Annotated in this window: 17 protein-coding genes; 2 read left to right on the top strand and 15 right to left on the bottom strand. The window is 63.0% G+C overall.

Going from position 1 to position 17,767, the window contains the following annotated elements:
• Positions 1–86: 86 nt before the first annotated feature.
• From NKH50_RS06675 to NKH50_RS06640, 8 genes are all read right to left on the bottom strand, one after another.
• Entirely contained in the window at positions 87–434 is a 348-nt protein-coding gene (locus NKH50_RS06675) for a DUF6867 family protein (protein WP_254816421.1), read from the bottom strand.
• A gap of 18 nt (positions 435–452) precedes the next feature.
• Positions 453–1,181, bottom strand: a complete 729-nt coding sequence (locus NKH50_RS06670) for an ABC transporter ATP-binding protein (RefSeq protein ID WP_254816420.1) — start codon at positions 1,179–1,181, stop codon at positions 453–455.
• Positions 1,181–2,332: an ABC transporter ATP-binding protein gene (locus NKH50_RS06665; RefSeq protein WP_352504919.1), complete on the bottom strand. Its 1,152-nt coding sequence runs from the start codon at positions 2,330–2,332 to the stop codon at positions 1,181–1,183. Before NKH50_RS06665 ends, NKH50_RS06670 begins: the two co-directional genes overlap by 1 nt.
• Complete coding sequence (gene livM / locus NKH50_RS06660) at positions 2,332–3,960, bottom strand: high-affinity branched-chain amino acid ABC transporter permease LivM (RefSeq protein ID WP_352504918.1); 1,629 nt, start codon at positions 3,958–3,960, stop codon at positions 2,332–2,334. Before livM ends, NKH50_RS06665 begins: the two co-directional genes overlap by 1 nt.
• 4 nt (positions 3,961–3,964) lie before the next feature.
• A complete protein-coding gene (locus tag NKH50_RS06655; protein WP_254816418.1) occupies positions 3,965–4,867 on the bottom strand; it encodes a branched-chain amino acid ABC transporter permease in 903 nt (300 codons plus the stop codon).
• 335 nt (positions 4,868–5,202) lie between these two features.
• Positions 5,203–6,204: a 4-hydroxyproline epimerase gene (locus NKH50_RS06650; RefSeq protein WP_352687140.1), complete on the bottom strand. Its 1,002-nt coding sequence runs from the start codon at positions 6,202–6,204 to the stop codon at positions 5,203–5,205.
• A 28-nt stretch (positions 6,205–6,232) separates the two neighbouring features.
• Complete coding sequence (locus NKH50_RS06645; protein ID WP_352687137.1) at positions 6,233–7,483, bottom strand: NAD(P)/FAD-dependent oxidoreductase; 1,251 nt, start codon at positions 7,481–7,483, stop codon at positions 6,233–6,235.
• A 48-nt stretch (positions 7,484–7,531) separates the two neighbouring features.
• Positions 7,532–8,425, bottom strand: coding sequence for a dihydrodipicolinate synthase family protein (locus tag NKH50_RS06640; protein ID WP_352504915.1), 894 nt, complete (start codon positions 8,423–8,425; stop codon positions 7,532–7,534).
• A gap of 166 nt (positions 8,426–8,591) precedes the next feature.
• On the opposite strand from NKH50_RS06640, the gene NKH50_RS06635 reads away from it, so the two are divergent.
• Positions 8,592–9,182, top strand: coding sequence for a GntR family transcriptional regulator (locus NKH50_RS06635; RefSeq protein ID WP_502895519.1), 591 nt, complete (start codon positions 8,592–8,594; stop codon positions 9,180–9,182).
• A gap of 13 nt (positions 9,183–9,195) precedes the next feature.
• On the opposite strand, the gene NKH50_RS06630 is transcribed toward NKH50_RS06635, so the two are convergent.
• From NKH50_RS06630 to NKH50_RS06620, 3 genes are all read right to left on the bottom strand, one after another.
• Complete coding sequence (locus tag NKH50_RS06630) at positions 9,196–9,510, bottom strand: hypothetical protein (protein WP_352877443.1); 315 nt, start codon at positions 9,508–9,510, stop codon at positions 9,196–9,198.
• 309 nt (positions 9,511–9,819) lie between these two features.
• The gene (locus NKH50_RS06625) at positions 9,820–10,116 is read right to left on the bottom strand and encodes a hypothetical protein (RefSeq protein ID WP_352648973.1); all 297 of its coding nucleotides are present in this window, start codon (positions 10,114–10,116) and stop codon (positions 9,820–9,822) included.
• Positions 10,117–10,615: 499 nt separating this feature from the next.
• Positions 10,616–12,112, bottom strand: a complete 1,497-nt coding sequence (locus NKH50_RS06620) for a CoA-acylating methylmalonate-semialdehyde dehydrogenase (RefSeq protein ID WP_352701343.1) — start codon at positions 12,110–12,112, stop codon at positions 10,616–10,618.
• 375 nt (positions 12,113–12,487) lie between these two features.
• Between NKH50_RS06620 and NKH50_RS06615 the strand changes: the two genes are divergently transcribed.
• Positions 12,488–13,369 carry a LysR family transcriptional regulator gene (locus NKH50_RS06615; protein WP_352701430.1) on the top strand — a complete coding sequence of 294 codons (882 nt, stop codon included), beginning with the start codon at positions 12,488–12,490 and terminating at the stop codon, positions 13,367–13,369.
• Between the two features lie 39 nt (positions 13,370–13,408).
• Here NKH50_RS06615 and NKH50_RS06610 read toward each other — a convergent pair whose 3' ends face one another.
• From NKH50_RS06610 to NKH50_RS06595, 4 genes are all read right to left on the bottom strand, one after another.
• Positions 13,409–14,737: a D-amino acid dehydrogenase gene (locus NKH50_RS06610; RefSeq protein ID WP_352701429.1), complete on the bottom strand. Its 1,329-nt coding sequence runs from the start codon at positions 14,735–14,737 to the stop codon at positions 13,409–13,411.
• 66 nt (positions 14,738–14,803) lie between these two features.
• Entirely contained in the window at positions 14,804–15,973 is a 1,170-nt protein-coding gene (gene alr / locus NKH50_RS06605; protein ID WP_352877440.1) for an alanine racemase, read from the bottom strand.
• A gap of 29 nt (positions 15,974–16,002) precedes the next feature.
• Positions 16,003–16,524, bottom strand: a complete 522-nt coding sequence (locus tag NKH50_RS06600) for an RNA pyrophosphohydrolase (protein WP_352701341.1) — start codon at positions 16,522–16,524, stop codon at positions 16,003–16,005.
• Position 16,525: 1 nt separating this feature from the next.
• Entirely contained in the window at positions 16,526–17,725 is a 1,200-nt protein-coding gene (locus tag NKH50_RS06595; RefSeq protein WP_352877438.1) for a divergent polysaccharide deacetylase family protein, read from the bottom strand.
• Between the last annotated feature and the right edge of the window lie 42 nt (positions 17,726–17,767).

Raw genomic sequence — 17,767 nt, 5'->3', positions numbered from 1 at the left:
CACTCTTGCTCGCAGAAAGAGTACTTTGCCGATTTTCAGGCACTTGTCACGCCGATTCATCCCTGAAACGCCGTTAATGATAAATGTCAACCTTTCGGTTTCCAGCTCAAAAGAGAGGCTCTTTCGTAAAGCCAATTATACTGCGTTACCATCTGGTTCGTGCGCGTGTATTGGTAGCCAATGAAGCCCAATATCATCAGCACGATGGTATCGACCACGTAGTAATGCAGCGAAAACATCGTTCCGCCGAACAGCGCATGATGGATGAATCTTACGCCAATGCCGAGCCCCAGCATATAGGCGAATAGCTGGGCGAAGCTGCGCCATGTCTGGGCACACGCCTTGCCCGTCATCCAGGCCGCCCAGCCGCCGAGCAGGCAGGTGACGAAAAAGAACTGCCAAATCGAGGGTTCCTCATAAAGAATGCCCTGCATGATGAAGACTCCTGAAACTCAGTGATGGCCGCCCTCGAGATAGGCGGCGCGCACTTCCGGATTGGCGAGCAGTTCCTTGCCGGTGCCGCTCATCGTCACATTGCCGTTGACCATGACATAGCCGCGCGTGGCGAGCTTCAGTGCGCCGAAGGCGTTCTGCTCGACCAGGAACACGGTCAGTCCTTGCGTGCGGTTCAGCTCGCGAATGGCGTCGAATATCTGCTTGACGATCAGCGGCGCTAGGCCTAGCGACGGCTCATCCAGCAAGAGCAGCTTCGGCCTTGCCATCAGCGCGCGGCCGATCGATAGCATCTGCTGCTCGCCGCCCGAAAGCGTGCCGCCACGTTGGCCGACGCGTTCCTTGAGCCGCGGGAACAGCGTAAAGACCCTTTCGACGTCCTCGTCGTAATGCTTGAGACCGTCGAGGCTGGCGCCCATCTGCAGGTTTTCCATCACCGTCATGCGCGGAAAGATGCGCCGGCCCTCCGGCGACTGCGCGATACGCATGCGTGCGATCTCGTGGGTTGGCATCTGAGTGATATCGGTGCCGGCGAAGGTGATGGTGCCGGCACGAGCGCGCGGAGCACCGAAGATAGTCATCATCAGTGTCGATTTGCCGGCGCCGTTGGCGCCGATCAGCGCCACGATCTCGCCCTGTTTGACGGTGACGTCGACGCCGTTCAGCGCCCTGATGTTGCCGTAGTAGGTCTGGACGCCCTTGATATCGAGCAGCGTTGTGCCGGCCATTATTTCCGCCCTCCACGCCGATTAGAGGTGCCGGGAGTTTTCGACTTCGCCGGAGCCTTGCCCGGCTTTGCCGTGGAAGATTTCGCGGCCGATTTGGCTTTGGCCGGCGATCCGGACTTTGCAGCAGCAGCGCTCGACCTTGCATCGATCTGCCCGGCCTTCGAAGCGCCCTTTGACACTGTGACGCGTTCGCCCTCGCTATGGCCGACGGTATCGGCCACCGGTCCGGCGAGATAGGAAGACGATGTGCCCGGTCCATGCGCGGCATCCGGACCCGTATCCAGTTGCTCGATGACGTCCTCGTCGCCGACTTCGGTCAGTACCGTCTCGACGTCCTCGTCTTCGACACCGAGATAGGCGGCGATGACGCGCGGGTCGGTTCGCACCGATTGCGGGTTGCCGTCGGAGATCTTGCGCCCGTATTCGAGCACGACGACATGGTCTGAAATCTGCATGACCACCGCCATGTCGTGCTCGATCAAAAGGATCGAGGTGCCGGTGTTGTCCTTGATGTCCATCAGCAGCGCATTGAGCGCCGCCGATTCCTTCGGATTAAGGCCGGCGGCCGGCTCGTCGAGGCACAAAAGCTCAGGGCCGGTGCACATGGCGCGAGCAATTTCGAGCCGTCGCTGCGCGCCATATGGCAGATCGCCGGCAGGATCGTCGGCGCGGTCGACGAGATCGGCCTTCTCCAGCCAGTGCTCGGCGAGTTCAACCGATTCCGCCGAAGCCTGTCTGTATCCGCTATAGCCGAACAGGCCGAGAACGGTATAGCCGGACGCCTTCATCAGCTTGTTGTGCTGGGCCACCAGCAGGTTCTCCAGCAGCGTCATACCCGAGAACAGGCGGATGTTCTGGAAGGTGCGCGCCACTTTGGCCCGCGCCGGGATCTCATGGTTCGGCAGGCGTTCGAGCAGGAAGGTCGAGCCGTCGCGCCGGTTGAGCGTGATCATGCCTTCCGACGGCTTGTAGAAACCGGTGATGCAATTGAACACGGTGGTCTTGCCGGCGCCGTTGGGGCCGATCAGCGCAGTGATCTCGCCACGTTTGGCCTGGAATGACAAATCGCCGATGGCGATGAGACCGCCGAACTTCATCGACAGATGCTCGACCTGCAGGATGGCATCGTTCACGGAGGGGCTCGCGTTCATCAGCCGTGTCCCTCCTTGGTGAAGGACCCGGACACCGCCCTGCGCACCTTGAGGAAGGCTGTCGGCTCGCGGCTGCCGACGAAGCCACGCGGCTTCCACAGCATGACGATGACCATGGCCATGCCGAACAACAGCATGCGATAAAGCTCCGGCGTGAAGTCGGGGCCGAACCCGGGTATGACCTTGATGTTGCCCCAACTCAGGCCGGTCTTGAGGAAATCCAGTTCGCGCAGGATTTCGGTGCCGCCGATCATCACCATGGCGGCGACGGCAATACCGACCAGCGAGCCCATGCCGCCAAGCACGACGATGGCAAGGATGATCGCCGATTCCAGGAAGACGAAGGATTCCGGGCTGACGAAGCCTTGCCGCGCGGCGAAGAACGAGCCGGCAAAGCCGCCGAACATCGCCCCCGTGGCAAAGGCCGTGAGCTTGGTGGTGGTGGTGTTGATGCCGAGCGAGCGGCAGGCGATCTCGTCCTCGCGCAGCGCTTCCCAGGCGCGGCCGACCGGCAGGCGCCTGAGCCTCACCGTGACGAAGGCGGTCAGCAGGCAGAGTCCAAGGATCAGGTAGTAGAGGAAGATCTTGTAGTAGGCACCGGACTGCGCGATGCCGAGCACCTTGGAGATATAGTTCGGGTCGGAGACGTTGAACGACATCAGGCCGAAGAACGAGACCTTCGGGATGCCGGAAATCCCGGCCGAGCCGTTGGTCACTTCGCGCCAGTTGATGATCACCAGCCGTATGATCTCGCCGAAAGCGAGCGTCACGATCGCCAGATAGTCACCGCGCAGGCGCAGCACAGGGAAGCCCAGCATCACGCCCCAGAATGCAGCCATCAGGCCGGCGGCGGGCAGCAGGATCCAGAAGGAAAGGCCGTAATGCGTGCCGAGCAGCGCATAGGCATAGGCACCGACGGCGTAGAAGGCGACATAGCCTAGGTCCAGCAGGCCGGCCAAGCCAATAACGATATTCAACCCCCAGGCCAGCATCACGTAGATCAGGATCTGGATGCCGAAATTGTCGACATACTTCAGCGAACCCTGGAAACCGGCCGCCATGGACCCGGCATATAGCGCCAGCACCAACACCACGATAATCGGGTAGAGCGCCAGTGCGGTTATGCCCAATGCCGAGAAATGAGAATGAATGAAGGCCCGGAACCGATATATCAGCCAGGCTAGCGCATAGATGATTGCAAGTGCCCGCAGGAACCGCACAAAATCGGAAAGTTCCGGCCCTAAAGCCTCGGTCAGGAAGCCCCTGAGCGCGAGCAGAATAACGGCGACGGCGAGCGCCACGATGAACGCGGGAAGGCGGAAGAATCGCGAAGCCAGGCTGACCGGCAGCAGGCCGGTAGCGACGTCGACGATCTTCTGGTTCGCCAGGAAGGGCTGGCCATAGGCGACATAAAGGAAGCGTCCGGCCATGGTGGCGATCACGACGCCGGCGAGCAAGCCCCAGCGCTGCACCAGGATCAGTTCGTTGGAGATGTTCTGGTCGGTCTTCAGGCCGATGAACAGCACGAACAGGCCAAGCGAGATGGCGCCGGCATAGAGCGCTTCGCGAAAAGCGCGCTGGACCGGGGTGGCGACGACGGTGCTTTCCGGAGACACGGTAACCGCCATGATCTCAGACCTTTTCGACTTCTGGCCGGCCGAGAATGCCGGAAGGCAGGAAGATCAGCACGATCGCCAGGATGGAGAAGGCGGCGACGTCCTTGTAGTCGATCGAGAAATAAGCCGACCACATGCTTTCGATGAAGCCAATCATCAGGCCGCCGAGCACGGCGCCGGGCAGTGAGCCGATACCGCCGAGCACCGCGGCAGTAAACGCCTTCACACCCGGCGTAAAACCGTCGGAAAACACCACCACGCCGTAATACATCAGGAACAACGTGCCGGCGACGGCGGCGAGGGCGGCGCCCATGATGAAGGTGATCGAGATGGTGCGATCGACGTCGACGCCGAGCAGTGCGGCCATCTTGCGATCCTGCTCGCAGGCGCGCTGCGCCCGGCCGAGCGAGGTCTTGTTGACCAGGTACCAGAACACCGCGAGCAGGACTATGGTGACCAGGACGATGATGATCTGCTTCAGCGAGACGCTGATGCCTTCGATGTTGTAGACCGTGGACACCATTGGCGGGACCGGCTTGTTGCGCGGCCCTTGTGTCACCTGGACGAAATTGGACAGCGCAATCGACATGCCGATCGCAGTGATCAGCGGCGCCAGCCGGAATGAACCACGCAAAGGCCGGTAGGCCACCTTCTCGATCGTCCAATTATACAGGCTGGTCAGCAGCATCGCGACGATCATCATGATCAGCAGCGCAACGACGATCGGCAGCGAATAGAACAACGCACCGAGGATAAGGAAAACGATGAGTGCGGTGAAAGCGCCGATCATGAAAATGTCGCCATGGGCGAAATTGATCATGCCGATGATGCCGTAGACCATCGTATAGCCGATCGCTATCAGCCCATAGATCGATCCCAGCGTCAGCCCGTTGATAAGCTGCTGGACAAAATACTGCATGCTGTCGTGGCTCCCCTGGAATGTCGCCCATGCAGACGCATTCCTTTTCGTATTTTCCCTAGTCGTAAAGTTTCGAGCCCGGATTGCAACGTGATTTTTCGATCATTACGCGTGTTTTCGCCGCACGCCGTCCGATTGCCCGTTTTGTTCCCGTCCGCCCCCTGGACCATCGCGGACCCTACCATTGGCCTAACGCAATGTCTTTGACGATTCAATCGCTCTATGCGCCCCATGTCGAAGAAATCGCCGTCAAAATAAGTTGATGGGCGGGATCGTTGCGCCGTCAAAGGCAATCCGTTTGCGCTCTCTGTCTTTCCCTAACGTCAGCGTTTTCTCTATTTGACGACGAAGCCGTGTGCAAACGGGTCGCGGTCGTCGATGAAGATCGTGTTCAATCCAGTCATCCGCGCCCACCCGCCGATCGACGGAATGATTGCCGGCTTGCCGGCGACGGTGACCTCTTTCTCCACCCTGCCCTTGAACAGCGACCCGATGATCGATTCATGGACGAAGTCGTCGCCGACCCCAAGCTTGCCCTTGGCGTGAAGCTGCGCCATCCGCGCCGAGGTGCCGGTGCCGCAGGGCGAGCGGTCGATTGCCTTGTCGCCGTAGAAGACGGCGTTGCGGGCATCGGCTTGCGGGTTGGCCGGCGCGCCGGTCCACAATATGTGCGACAGCTTGTCGATGCCGGGATTCTCCGGGTGGACGAAGGAATATTTCTCGTTGAGCCGCTGCCGCACCACCGGGCTCCAGGCGATCAGCTCGCCGGCCGAATGGTCGGCCATGTCGCGATAGTTCTTTTGCGGTTCGACGATGGCGTAGAAATTGCCGCCGTAGGCGACATCGACGCTGACCTCGCCGAGCCCGGGGCATTCGACCGTCAGTCCCTCGGCATAGAGGAAGGAAGGCACATTGGTGATGCGCACCTCCTCGACATAATCGCCGACTTGGCTGTACTCGGCGACGACCACGCCCGCCGGCGTATCCAGCCTGAGCACGCCCGGCGTCTTCGGCTTGATCAATCCATTTTCGACGGCAAAGGTCACCGTGCCGATGGTGCCGTGGCCGCACATCGGCAGGCAGCCCGAGGTTTCGATGAACAGGATGGCGATGTCGCAATCCTCGCGCGTCGGTGGATAGAGGATCGAGCCGGACATCACGTCATGGCCGCGCGGCTCGAACATCAGGCCGGTGCGGATCCAGTCGTATTCGGCCAGGAAATGCGCTCGCCGCTCCATCATCGTCGAGCCGTTGAGCAGCGGTCCGCCGCCGGCAACCAGCCGCACCGGATTGCCGCAGGTGTGGCCGTCTATGCAGAAGAAGGAATGCTTGGCCATGCCGGCTCCCAACTGAATGTCTTCGATCTCAAAATCGTTGCGGGCTGAACGGACCGAGATCAAGCGATGGACTCTGCCCGAGAACGAGCTCGCGGATCAAGCGTCCGGTCGCCGCGGCCTGGGTCAGGCCGAGGTGACCATGGCCGAAACCGTACACCACCGACGGCGTTTTTTGCGATTGCCCGATCACCGGCAGCGAATCCGGCAGCGACGGCCGGAACCCTATCCATTCGCGCCCATTGGCCGGATCCAGTCCCGGCAGGAATTTCTGGGCCTTTTCGAGCAGCGCTTTCGAGCGCGCATAATTGGGCGGCCTCTCAAGGCCGCCGAGTTCGACCGCACCACCGACGCGCAGGCCCGTCTCGAGCGGCGTGATGACGAAGCCATGCCCGGAAAAGATCAATTGCCGCCTTACGTCGAAGGCAGTCTTCGGCAGCGTCGTGTTGTAGCCACGCTCGGTCTCCAGCGGGATTCTGTCGCCGAGATGTCTCGCCAACAGGTGCGACCAGGCCCCGGCAGCGATGACGAGATGCTTCGCCCGTCGCCTCGTGCCGTCGGCCATGGTCAGGATCGCGCCGTCCTGTCCTGCCTCGACACGCTCGATCCGGGCCCTTTCGAACCCGGCGCCCAACCTCTCGGCATAGGCCCATAACGCCTTTCCAAGCCGCTTGGGGTCGGCGACGGTTTTCCACCCCGGAACGAAAGTTCCCTTGACGAAGCGCGGCGACAGACCGGGCTGCAAGGCGGCGAGAGCGCTCCCCTCGACATGGCTGAAGCCGATGCCGAAGCGCTGCCTTGCCGCCCAGCCGGGCAGTGAGGCCTTGAACTCGGCTTCGCTTTCGTAGAGTTCGAGCGAGCCGTCCTCGTGCAGCATCGGCCGTGTGCCGGAACGGTCGAGCAAACCCATCCATTCCGCCTCGGCGAGCTTCATCATCCCGGCCTGTGCGGCAAGGCCGGCTTCATAGCGGTCGCTTCGGCCGGCGCGCCAGAAGCGGACCAGCCAGGGCAGCAGCTTCAGCAGATAGGCTGGTGGGATGCTGAGCGGGCCGAGCGGGTCGGCGAGCCATTTCGGCAGCTGCCTGATCATGCCCTTGTGGGCGAGCGGCAGCACGTCGGAGAAGGCAAAGGCGGCGGCATTGCCGGAACTGGTCTCCTCGCAGATCCCCGTCCGATCGAAGATCGTGACGTTTCGCCCCGCCTCGGCCAGAAATGCGGCAGCGCAGATGCCGATAATGCCGCCACCAATGATGGCGACATCGAGCGTAGCATTGTCATTCATTGGCATGCGCCGCGCTGCACATCTGCAAACACCCTCGAAGGCACTAGATCAGAATGCCGGCAGTTGCGGCCGCACGGCCAGCGCATCCCTGACGACCTTTTCGACTGCCTTGCGCCGCTCGCCCGACAATGGCTGGCGCGGCATGCGCACGCGGTCGTTGGTGTTGATCGCCAAAACTTCGGCGAGCTTGATGTTCTGCACCAGATAGGTCGAGACGTCGAGGTCGAGCAGCGGCCGGAACCAGCGGTAGATCTTCAACGCCTCCTCGCGGCGGCCCTGTCTCATCAGCTGGTAGATGGCGACGGTCTCGCGCGGGAACGCGGTGACCAAGCCCGCCACCCAGCCGATGGCGCCGACCGACAGCGCCTCAAAGGCGAGATTGTCGACGCCAGTGAACAGGTCGTAGCGGTCGCCGAGGCGGTTGATAATCTCGGTCGAGCGGCGGATGTCGTCCGAGGACTCTTTTATGGCGACGAAGCGCTGGTCCTTGGCCAACTCCTCCATCTGGTCGACGGTGACGTCGACGCGATAGGCAAGCCGGTTGGAGTAGATCATCACCGGCAGGTCGCCGGCCGCGGCGACGGCGCTGAGTGCCGCGACCGTCTCCTCGGCATTGGTATGGTAGATCGGGCTCGGCACCACCATCAAACCGTTGGCGCCTTCCTTGGCGGCGCGGCGTGCGATCGCCGCCGCCTCGCGTGTACCGGCCTCGTTGACCGTCAACAGCACCGGTTTTTTGCCGGCGATCTTCTGGGCGGTCTTCAGCACCGCGATCTTCTCGTCATGCGACAGCATCGGGCCTTCGCCGAGCGACCCGCAGACGATGATGCCGTCACAGCCGGCCTCCATCTGCAGCGCAAAGCAGCGCTCCATCTCGGCATGGTCGAGGCCGTCGTCCTCGGTGAATTTGGTCGTAACGGCGGGGAAGACTCCGGCCCACATATCGATCGCTCCATCTGATATATCAGTCGTATATTTCTTAAGAAGCCGACTGTCAACGTTGAATCTGATATGATATATCAACAATATATCAGGAGAAGCCGCATTGGTATATGACAGGCCGGGCTCCGAGCCGGCAACTGCGAAGGCCTACCGCAGGCTCGAGCACATGATCGTAACTCTCGAGCTGGCGCCGGCGAGCTTCATCACCGAGGGGGCGCTGATCGACAGGCTCGGCCTCGGCCGCACCCCGGTTCGCGAAGCGATCCAGCGGCTGGCTTGGGAGGGGCTGCTCGAGGTCCGGCCGCGCGCCGGCATTGCCATTGCCCCGCTGCACCCCGGCGACTGGCTGCGTGTCCTCGACGCCCGCCGTGGCGTCGAGGTGGTGCTTGCCCGCTCGGCCGCTCGCTTCGTCACCCGCGAGGCCGCCGACCTGTTCCATGACGCTGCCCTTGCCATGCAAAAGGCGGTGATTTCGGAAAATGTGTTTTACTTCATCCAGGCCGACAAGGCGCTCGACGAGGCGCTGGCGCTGGCTGCCGACAACCCGTTCGCCGCGCGCCTGGCGGCGCCCTTGCAAACCCACAGCCGCCGTTTCTGGTTCCGCTACAAGGCCGATACCGGCTTGGCCGAATCCGCCGAGCATCATGTCGCGCTGATCCGCTCGATCCTAGCCGGCGACGAGGAGGCCGCGGCCAAGGACGCCAAGCGCCTGATGGCACTTTTGCGCGGCCATGCTGAGGCAGCTGCCACACGCTGAGCCTGTCATTTCGTCATGCGCCCTGGCCGGGCAGGGCCATCACGTTTTCCCAATTGTCGCCGGCCGCGACGATGCAGCTTCTGCCGGCGATATCGGTGACGACGATACTCCAGGTTCCGGTCTCGGCGACAAAGACTTCCATGACCGCCTCATGACCGATCAGCCCTAAAGCAAACTGCCTTTCCTGGAACTTCTCGCTCAAATGGGCGACGAGCTCGCCATGTTCAACGCAGTATTGATATTGCGCGCTTGCAGTGTTCGTACCCACCGCCAATGCGCCAGCAAGAACCAGGGTTTTCACCCATCCCAACAGTGATTTGTGTGCCATAGGGCACCTCCTTTGCCATCACGTTCCGGCAAAGGAGGGGTTTGACAGCCTCACTTTGCCGGAGCGATCCAGGCCGGTTCCGACGTCATCATCATCGCGTCGTTCCTTTCTGTGTTCCGGTCTGCCATCGGTGGGAACGATTCTAGATGTTCCCATTATGTTCCCGATATATGGTATCGGCAACGGAAAAGCGCAAGCAGGCGCCCAAGCGGGCGCCTACAGATCCGTTTTACGGTTGTCGCCGAAAGAATGGGCCACCAGGCTGCGCGGCCATGCGAGGCCGCTGCTACGCGCGAGCGTGGAACCTCATCAGGTGCCTGGCAGCGCCGCTGTCGTCATCGCGCTCTCCCAGCCTTCGCCGACTGAAATCACGCAGCTTTGGCCTTTTGTGTCGCTGGCGAGGATGGTCCATGTGCCCTTGTCGGAAACGAAGACTTCAAGCACCACATTCGGATTGACGACGCCGACCGCGCTCGGGTTTTCATGAAACTTCTCGCCGAGCGCCTTCACCATATCGGCGCGTGCCGCACATTGCTCGGCAGCCATTGCCGGGACGGCGGAAAGGGCCATCGCAGCGCAAGCTGCAGTCGCCATGAGACGTGTCATCTGACACCTCCTTTGCGCCGGACGATATCCCCGGAGCCGTCACCAGCGCCGTTGGTTGATCTGCCAGCGTCTGCTTCGCGGCAGGACTGCAACCTAAGAAGATTGCTGCCTTCTTGGTTCCATCACATTAGTGTTCATGCCGATGAAGACCGCGACGAAAAAAAGGCCCGGGTCGAGCCCAGGCCTTCTTTTTCCGCGATCTGGATCAGTTCATCGTCGGAATGATGAACTCGGCGCCATCCTTCACGCCGGCCGGCGCGCCCGAAACCGAAGGCGAGGACGCGCAGACAGAAAACCGTCCGGCTAATTCATCGTCGGAATGACGAACTCGGCGCCATCCTTCACGCCGGCCCGCGCCCCCGAAGCCGAAGGCGAGGACGCGCAGACAGAAAACCGTCCGGCTAATTCATCGTCGGAATGACGAATTCGGCGCCGTTCTTCACGCCGGCCCGCGCGCCCGAAGCCGAAGGCGAGGACGCGCAGACAGAAAACCGTCCGGCTAATTCATCGTCGGAATGACGAATTCGGCGCCATCCTTCACGCCGGACGGCCAGCGCGACGTCACCGTCTTGGTCTTGGTGTAGAAGCGGAACGCGTCCGGCCCGTGCTGGTTGAGGTCGCCAAAGGAGGACGCCTTCCAGCCGCCAAACGTATAGTAGGCGATCGGCACCGGGATCGGCACGTTGATGCCGACCATGCCGACCTGGACTCGCGAGGCGAAGTCGCGCGCCGCGTCGCCGTCGCGGGTGAAGATAGCGACGCCATTGCCCATCTCGTGCTCGTTGGCGAGCTTGATGGCGTTCTCGTAGGTCGGCGTGCGCACCACCGAGAGCACCGGCCCAAAGATCTCTTCCTTGTAGATGCGCATATCGGCGGTCACGTTGTCGAACAGGCAGCCGCCCATATAGTAGCCGTTCTCGTAGCCTTGCATGGAAAAGCCGCGTCCGTCGACGACCAGCTTGGCGCCTTCCTTGACGCCGGTGTCGACATAGGACTTGACCCGCTCCAGCGCCTGTGCCGTGACCAGCGGGCCGAAATCGGCGGAAGAATCGGTCGACGGACCGACCTTCAGACTCTCGACCCGCGGCACCAGTCTTTCCATCAGCCGGTTGGCGGTGTCGTTGCCGACCGGAACGGCCACCGATATCGCCATGCAGCGCTCGCCGGCCGAGCCGTAGCCGGCGCCGATCAGCGCGTCGACGGTCTGGTCCATGTCGGCATCCGGCATGATGATCATGTGGTTCTTGGCGCCGCCGAAGCACTGCACGCGCTTGCCGGCCGCGCAGCCGCGCGAGTAGATGTACTGGGCGATCGGCGTCGAGCCGACGAAACCGATGGCCTTGATGTCGGGATCGTCGAGGATGGCGTCGACCACTTCCTTGTCGCCGTTGACGACATTGAGGATGCCCGCCGGCAGGCCGGCCTCGATGAACAGTTCGGCAATGCGCATCGGCACACCCGGGTCGCGCTCGGACGGCTTGAGGATGAAGGCATTGCCGCAGGCAATGGCCGGCGCGATCTTCCACAGCGGGATCATCGCCGGAAAATTGAACGGCGTGATGCCGGCAACGACGCCGAGCGGCTGGCGCATCGAATAGACATCGATGCCAGGGCCTGCGCCATCGGTGAACTCGCCCTTCATCATGTGCGGCGCACCGATGCAGACCTCGACCACTTCGAGGCCGCGCTGGATGTCGCCCTTGGCGTCGGCGATGGTCTTGCCGTGTTCGCGCGCCAATATCTCGGCCAGCGCGTCATACTCCTTGGCGATCAGCTCGAGGAACCGCATCAGGACGCGCACGCGCCGCTGCGGGTTGGTCGCCGCCCAGCCGGGCTGTGCCGCCTTGGCGTTTTCGACCGCCGCGCGCAATTCCGCCTGCGAAGCCAGCGCCACCGTGCCGCGCACCGTGCCGTCCATCGGCTGCATGACGTCCTGCTTGCGGCCGCTGGTTCCGGCGACGCGCTTGCCGCCGATGAAATGACCGTATTCGATCATGGTCTCTCTCCCTGGTTCGTGATGAGGCATTGTCCGCCTTTGCGCGAGCGATGGCAACGCGAGCGAAAACGCAACCGTTGTGCAGAAAATAGATAGCGGTTGACGGCAGAGCATCAATTCTCGCAAATAGCAGGGTGCGATTGCCACCATACGGATTGAGATTGAGTTCCTTCACCGCCCCCCTCTGTCCTGCCGGACATCTCCCCCTCAAGAGGGGAGATTGGCTGTCACGCTCGCCTTCGCAAATCCTCATCGCAGCAAGAGAGACGCCTACGGCGAAACTGCCAATCTCCCCCCTTGAGGGGGAGATGTCCGGCAGGACAGAGGGGGGCGCGAAAGAACACGGCTTTGACCATCATCATCCGGACCATTCCGATGAACTGGGATGACGCCCGTATCTTCCTTGCCGTGGCGCGGGCCGGCCAGATCCTCGGCGCCGCCAGGCGGCTGGAGCTTAATCACGCGACCGTCTCGCGCCGCATCGCCGCCCTCGAGGATGCGCTCAGGACAAAACTGTTTCGCCGGCTTACCACCGGCAGTGAGCTGACGCCGGCGGGCGAGCGTTTCCTCGAGATCGCCGAACGCATGGAGGGCGACATGATCGCCGCGCGCTCGACTGTTTCAGGCGAAGGCGACGACGTGTCGGGCACCGTGCGGATCGGCGCGCCGGACGGTTTTGGCGTCGCCTTCCTGGCCAGGCGCCTCGGCGTGCTGACCGCTCTGCACCGTGAACTCACCATCCAGTTGGTGCCGGTACCACGCTCCTTCTCTTTGTCACGCCGCGAGGCCGACATTGCCATCACCGTCGAGCGGCCGACGGAAGGCCGCCTGGTGGCGGGAAAGCTGGTCGACTACACGCTCGGCCTGTTCGCGTCGCGTGCCTACGCCGACACCCATGGCTTGCCCGGAAGCGCCGCCGAGCTAGGTCAGCATACGCTGATCGGCTACGTGCCGGATCTGATCGTCAGTCCCTCGCTCGACTACGCGGCCGAATTCAGCGCCGACTGGCGCACCAGCTTCGCCATTTCCTCCGCGCTCGGCCAGGCCGAAGCGGTGCGTTCCGGCGCCGGAATCGGCATACTGCACACCTTCGTTGCCCGCTCGATGCCGGAGTTGGTGCCCCTCGATATCGTCGCACCCATCCGCCGCGCCTACTGGCTGGTCTATCACGAATCGGTCAGGCCGCTGCGCCGCGTCCAGGTCGTCTCGAGCTTCATCACCAAGGCCGTCGAACGGGACAGGAGTTTGTTCGCGTGAAGCCTATCGGCCGGCGGCTGTCTTGAGCTGCCGGGGGTCTTACTTGGTGTATCGTCCCGGCCCGAGATCGCCGACGTCGATGTCCGGCACCCGGCTGGAGATGATGTCGGCTAGAACCTTAGCCGAGCCGCAGGCCATGGTCCAACCGAGTGTGCCATGGCCGGTATTGAGATAGAGATTGGAGAAATCGGTGCGGCCGATCAGCGGCGGCCCGTCCGGTGTCATCGGCCGCAGCCCGCACCAGAAGGTCGCCGATCGCATGTCGCCGCTGCCCGGAAACAGGTCGCCGACCGAATGTTCGAGCGTGCGGCGCCGCGATTCGTGCAGCCGCAGATCGAAGCCGGAAATCTCCGCCGTGCCGCCGACCCGGATACGGTCGCCGAGCCGGGTGATCGCTACTTTGTAGCTCTCGTCCATCACGGTCGAGACCGGTGCGGCGGTGGCGTCCTTGATCGGCAGGGTGATCGAATAGCCCTTGACCGGGTAGACCGGGATGGGCCGCTTCAGCATGCGCATGAACCGCGCCGAATAGCTGCCCATCGCCATCACATAGGCATCAGCGACCATCCAGCCCTTGCTGGTGCTGATGTTGGTGATGCGATCGCGCTTCTTGACGACGCGTCGTATCTCCGTGTCGTATTCGAAGGTGACGCCGCGTGCCGCGCAAAGCTCGGCAAGCCTGTCGGTAAACATCTTGCAGTCGCCGGTTTCGTCGCCGGGCAACCGCAGGCCACCGACGAATTTTTCGCGCACGCCAGCCAGCGCGGGTTCGGCCGCAATGCAGCCGTCGGGGTCGAGGACCTCGTAGGGGACGCCATAGGTCTTCAGCACCTCGACATCGCCGCCGACGCCGTCGAGCTGCTTTTGCGTTCGGAAAAGCTGCAGCGTGCCCTTGGCGCGCTCGTCATAGGCGATGCCGGTCGCCTCGCGCAGCGCCTTCAGCGTGTCGCGGCTGTACTCGGCCAGCGGCACCATGCGCGCCTTGCTCAGCGCGTAGCGTTCAGCCGTGCAATTGCGCAGCATCTTGACCAGCCATATCCACATATGCGGATCGAGGGCCGGTCGCACCACCAGTGGGCCGTGCTTCATCAAAAGCCATTTGATGGCCTTCAGCGGAACGCCGGGCCCGGCCCAGGGCGAGGCATAGCCGGGCGAGATCTCGCCGGCATTGGCAAAGCTGGTTTCCAGCGCCGGGCCTTTCTGGCGATCGATCACAGTCACCTGATGGCCGGCCTCGGCAAGAAAATAGGCGGTGGTGACCCCGATCACGCCGCCGCCCAGCACGAAGATCTTCATCGTTTGGTTCTCCGCGGCGGCATCTCGTCGGGATTCGAGACCGGGATCATCGCCGCCTTCTGTCTGCCGGATTCTGTGGCGTCAGCCAAGTGCCGATGCTCAGGGAAAAGACATGCGTGAGGACAACAAGCTTGCGTCCTAGCGATTCACATAGCGCCAGTGGAAACGGTGGCCGAGGCTGGTCAAGACCTCGTAGCCGATAGTGCCGGCCTGGCCGGCTACCTGGTCCACCGTCTGCGACGACGGCCCGATCAGTTCAACGAGGTCGCCGGCCTTCAGCTTGCCGGGCTGCAGTGCGGAAATGTCGAGGATGATCGTATCCATCGAAATCCGGCCGACGAAGGGCAGCCGCACATTTTCGAACCAGGCAGCGGAAGCGGCGCGACGATGCCAGCCATCGCCGTAGCCGAGCGAAATCGTCGCCGCGGCAAGCGGGGCCTTGGCATGAAAAGTGTGGCCGTAGCCGACACCGGCGCCGGCCTCCAATATCCGCGTCTGGATGACCTTGGCCTGCAATCGCACCACCGGCAGCATCGGATTGTCCTTCGCCGGCGTCGGATTGATGCCATAGAGAGCGGCACCCGGACGAACGAGGTCGTAGTGATAGCGCTGCCCGAGAAAAATGCCCGATGAATTGGCAAGCGAAGCCGACGCTTCCGGCAGCATCCGGCGCAGCCGTTCGAATTCCAGCCGTTGCTGTTCGTTGGCCGGTTGCTCGGGTTCGTCGGCGCAGGCGAGATGGCTCATCACGAAGGTCAGTTCGACACCGTCGAAGGCCTGTGGATCCCGCGCGACTGCCTTCACCTCGGACGGCGTCATGCCGAGCCGCGACATGCCGCTGTCAACCTGGAGGGCGGCCGGCAGCTTACGGCCCACCCGTCCGGCCATTTCGCGCCATGCCGCGAGTTGGCTGGCGCTGTTGAGTACGGTGCAAAGCCCTGCTGCAACCGCTTCCCTTTCCGCACCCGGCGGAATGCCGTTCAGCACATAAATGGCCGGGTCTGAGCCGAGCGCCTTGCGCAGCAAGATGCCGCCGGCCAAATGCGCAACAAAGAAGGTATTACAGCCCTCAGCCATCAGTGCCGCCGCCACCGGCGCCGCGCCAATCCCGTAACCGTCGGCCTTGACCACTCCAGCACAGCTGACGCCGCCCAGCCGCGCCTTCAGCCGCCGGTAATTCTCACGGATGGCGCCGAGATCGATGGTCAGGATTGCCCCCGCCGCCGCTTCGCTGATCGGCTCGCTCGGGGCGCCAGCCTGCCGTGGAGCAACGGCCTGCGGAAGAGATTTGCTGGAGATGTCGTTCATGCCGACCTGTTTTAGCGGAAGGCCAGTGGCTACGCCACCAAATGCCGGAACGCTGCCACCACGTCTTCGTAGACCTTGCGCTTGAACGGCACGATCAGGCTCGGCAATTCCAGCATCGGCCGCCACGCCCACCGGTCGAACTCGGCCTTGTGGCCACCCGGTGGCGGATTGATCGCGATCTCGCTTTCGTCACCGTGGAAGCGGAAGGCAAACCATTTCTGCGTCTGGCCGCGATACCGTCCCTTGAAGGCGACGCCGACCAGATGCGCCGGCAGGTCGTAGTTGATCCAGTGCGGCGCCTCGGCCAGCAGCGACACCGAGCGCATGCCGGTCTCTTCGTAGAGTTCGCGCGCCGCCGCGGGCAGCGGCTCCTCGCCATCGTCGATGCCGCCCTGCGGCATCTGCCAGAGCTGCGTCGTTCCAGCGAATTCGCTGTCCGGCTCGGCAATGCGACGGCCGACCCAGACCAGGCCGTCGCCATTGAGGACCATCACCCCTACGCAGGGCCGGTAGGGCAGTGTCTCGGCGTCAACGAGCTTGTTCTTTGCCATCTCAGCCTTTTTCCGGATCTATGGCCACCGCCGAAATCGGCACGATCTCGATGCCGCGCTTCTTGGCCTCGGTCACCCAGGAAGACACGGTATCCACCGTCAGGTCGAAAGCCGAGCCGATGCCGACGGCAAACCCTTTCGCCCGCGCCGTCGCTTCCAGCCCATCCAGTTTCTTCAATATGGCGCCGCGGTCCTGCACCGCGTCGATCGCCGTATCGCCGCCGACGAACGGCACGCCGTCCTTCAGCGCCAATTCGGGTGCCAGGCTGCGCGCTGAGGAACCGTCATCGACATAGGCGAGGCCACGCTTGCCAAGCTCGGCCATTAATGGCCCCATTGCCGTCGCGTCGGCCGAAAAGCGGGCGCCCATATAGTTCATGACGCCGGTGTAGTTGGTCGTTCGCGACAGCGCCCAGCGTAAATTCTTCAAATTCTCGTCCGGCGTCGCAGCCACGGTCAGCGTGTTGCGGCCGGGATTGACGTTCGGATAGTCGAACGGCTCGAGCGGCACCTGCATGATGACCTCATGGCCGCCCTGCCGCGCCACCTGCATCCAGCGGCCGATGCTGTTGCCTTGCGGCGCGAAGGCCAGCGTCACCTCCGGCGGCAGCTTGGCGATGGCTGCCTGCGTGCCGGTCTGCGACACGGCAAGACCGCCGATGACGAGCGCCACGCGTGCACCGCGTGCGCCGGACCACGGCCGCGCATAGACATCGAACGGGCGCCGGCCGTCGGCGGCGCGGATCGGCAGCGGACCGGTCTCGCTGGCCTCGATCAGTGCCTTGTCGGGAATGTGCGCGATCCTGAGGTTCTGGCCGATCGTCGAAGGGTCGCGGATGACGATGGTCGCCTCGGGTGGACCATCGCCCTCTTCGGTCTGGACATGGATGATCTGCGGACCGCCCGTCTTCGGCCCGCTTATGTTGGCCCCGCTTGCGTTGCTTGGCGCTGCCGTTTCGGGCGTCGCCTTGGCGGGCGCCGCGGCGGTATCCGCCGCCGCCGGCGTCTTCGGCGTCGAAACGGCTACTTCCTGCAGCTTCCGGAACGGCTTGTCGCGCAAGGCGATCGCGCTGGAGACGCCGACCACCGACAGCACGACAAGCGCGGCCGCGACCGCACCGGCGCTGATCCCGCTGCCCGAGCGCGACGGCCGGATCGCCTGTCCGAGAGGTCGTTCTATGTCCTTGCCGATATCAGCCAAGCCCGCACCCCCGGCGTGCGCCCCCGAAGTAAAACCTTCTCC

Origin of the sequence: Mesorhizobium sp. M1027, from assembly GCF_040318745.1 — a bacterium.
In the GTDB taxonomy this organism is placed as follows: domain Bacteria; phylum Pseudomonadota; class Alphaproteobacteria; order Rhizobiales; family Rhizobiaceae; genus Mesorhizobium.
Note: the sequence above shows the minus strand (reverse complement) of the source record. Positions and strands in the feature narration are given on the sequence as shown.

Coding starts and splice junctions, on each gene's coding strand:
- NKH50_RS06635 (WP_502895519.1), top strand. CDS start 8,592: ATGATCGTAACTCTCGAGCTGGCGCCGGCGAGCTTCATCACCGAGGGG.
- alr (WP_352877440.1), bottom strand. CDS start 15,973: ATGAACGACATCTCCAGCAAATCTCTTCCGCAGGCCGTTGCTCCACGG.
- NKH50_RS06625 (WP_352648973.1), bottom strand. CDS start 10,116: ATGACACGTCTCATGGCGACTGCAGCTTGCGCTGCGATGGCCCTTTCC.
- NKH50_RS06665 (WP_352504919.1), bottom strand. CDS start 2,332: ATGAACGCGAGCCCCTCCGTGAACGATGCCATCCTGCAGGTCGAGCAT.
- NKH50_RS06655 (WP_254816418.1), bottom strand. CDS start 4,867: ATGCAGTATTTTGTCCAGCAGCTTATCAACGGGCTGACGCTGGGATCG.
- livM (WP_352504918.1), bottom strand. CDS start 3,960: ATGGCGGTTACCGTGTCTCCGGAAAGCACCGTCGTCGCCACCCCGGTC.
- NKH50_RS06620 (WP_352701343.1), bottom strand. CDS start 12,112: ATGATCGAATACGGTCATTTCATCGGCGGCAAGCGCGTCGCCGGAACC.
- NKH50_RS06630 (WP_352877443.1), bottom strand. CDS start 9,510: ATGGCACACAAATCACTGTTGGGATGGGTGAAAACCCTGGTTCTTGCT.
- NKH50_RS06650 (WP_352687140.1), bottom strand. CDS start 6,204: ATGGCCAAGCATTCCTTCTTCTGCATAGACGGCCACACCTGCGGCAAT.
- NKH50_RS06600 (WP_352701341.1), bottom strand. CDS start 16,524: ATGGCAAAGAACAAGCTCGTTGACGCCGAGACACTGCCCTACCGGCCC.
- NKH50_RS06675 (WP_254816421.1), bottom strand. CDS start 434: ATGCAGGGCATTCTTTATGAGGAACCCTCGATTTGGCAGTTCTTTTTC.
- NKH50_RS06645 (WP_352687137.1), bottom strand. CDS start 7,483: ATGAATGACAATGCTACGCTCGATGTCGCCATCATTGGTGGCGGCATT.
- NKH50_RS06670 (WP_254816420.1), bottom strand. CDS start 1,181: ATGGCCGGCACAACGCTGCTCGATATCAAGGGCGTCCAGACCTACTAC.
- NKH50_RS06640 (WP_352504915.1), bottom strand. CDS start 8,425: ATGTGGGCCGGAGTCTTCCCCGCCGTTACGACCAAATTCACCGAGGAC.
- NKH50_RS06615 (WP_352701430.1), top strand. CDS start 12,488: ATGAACTGGGATGACGCCCGTATCTTCCTTGCCGTGGCGCGGGCCGGC.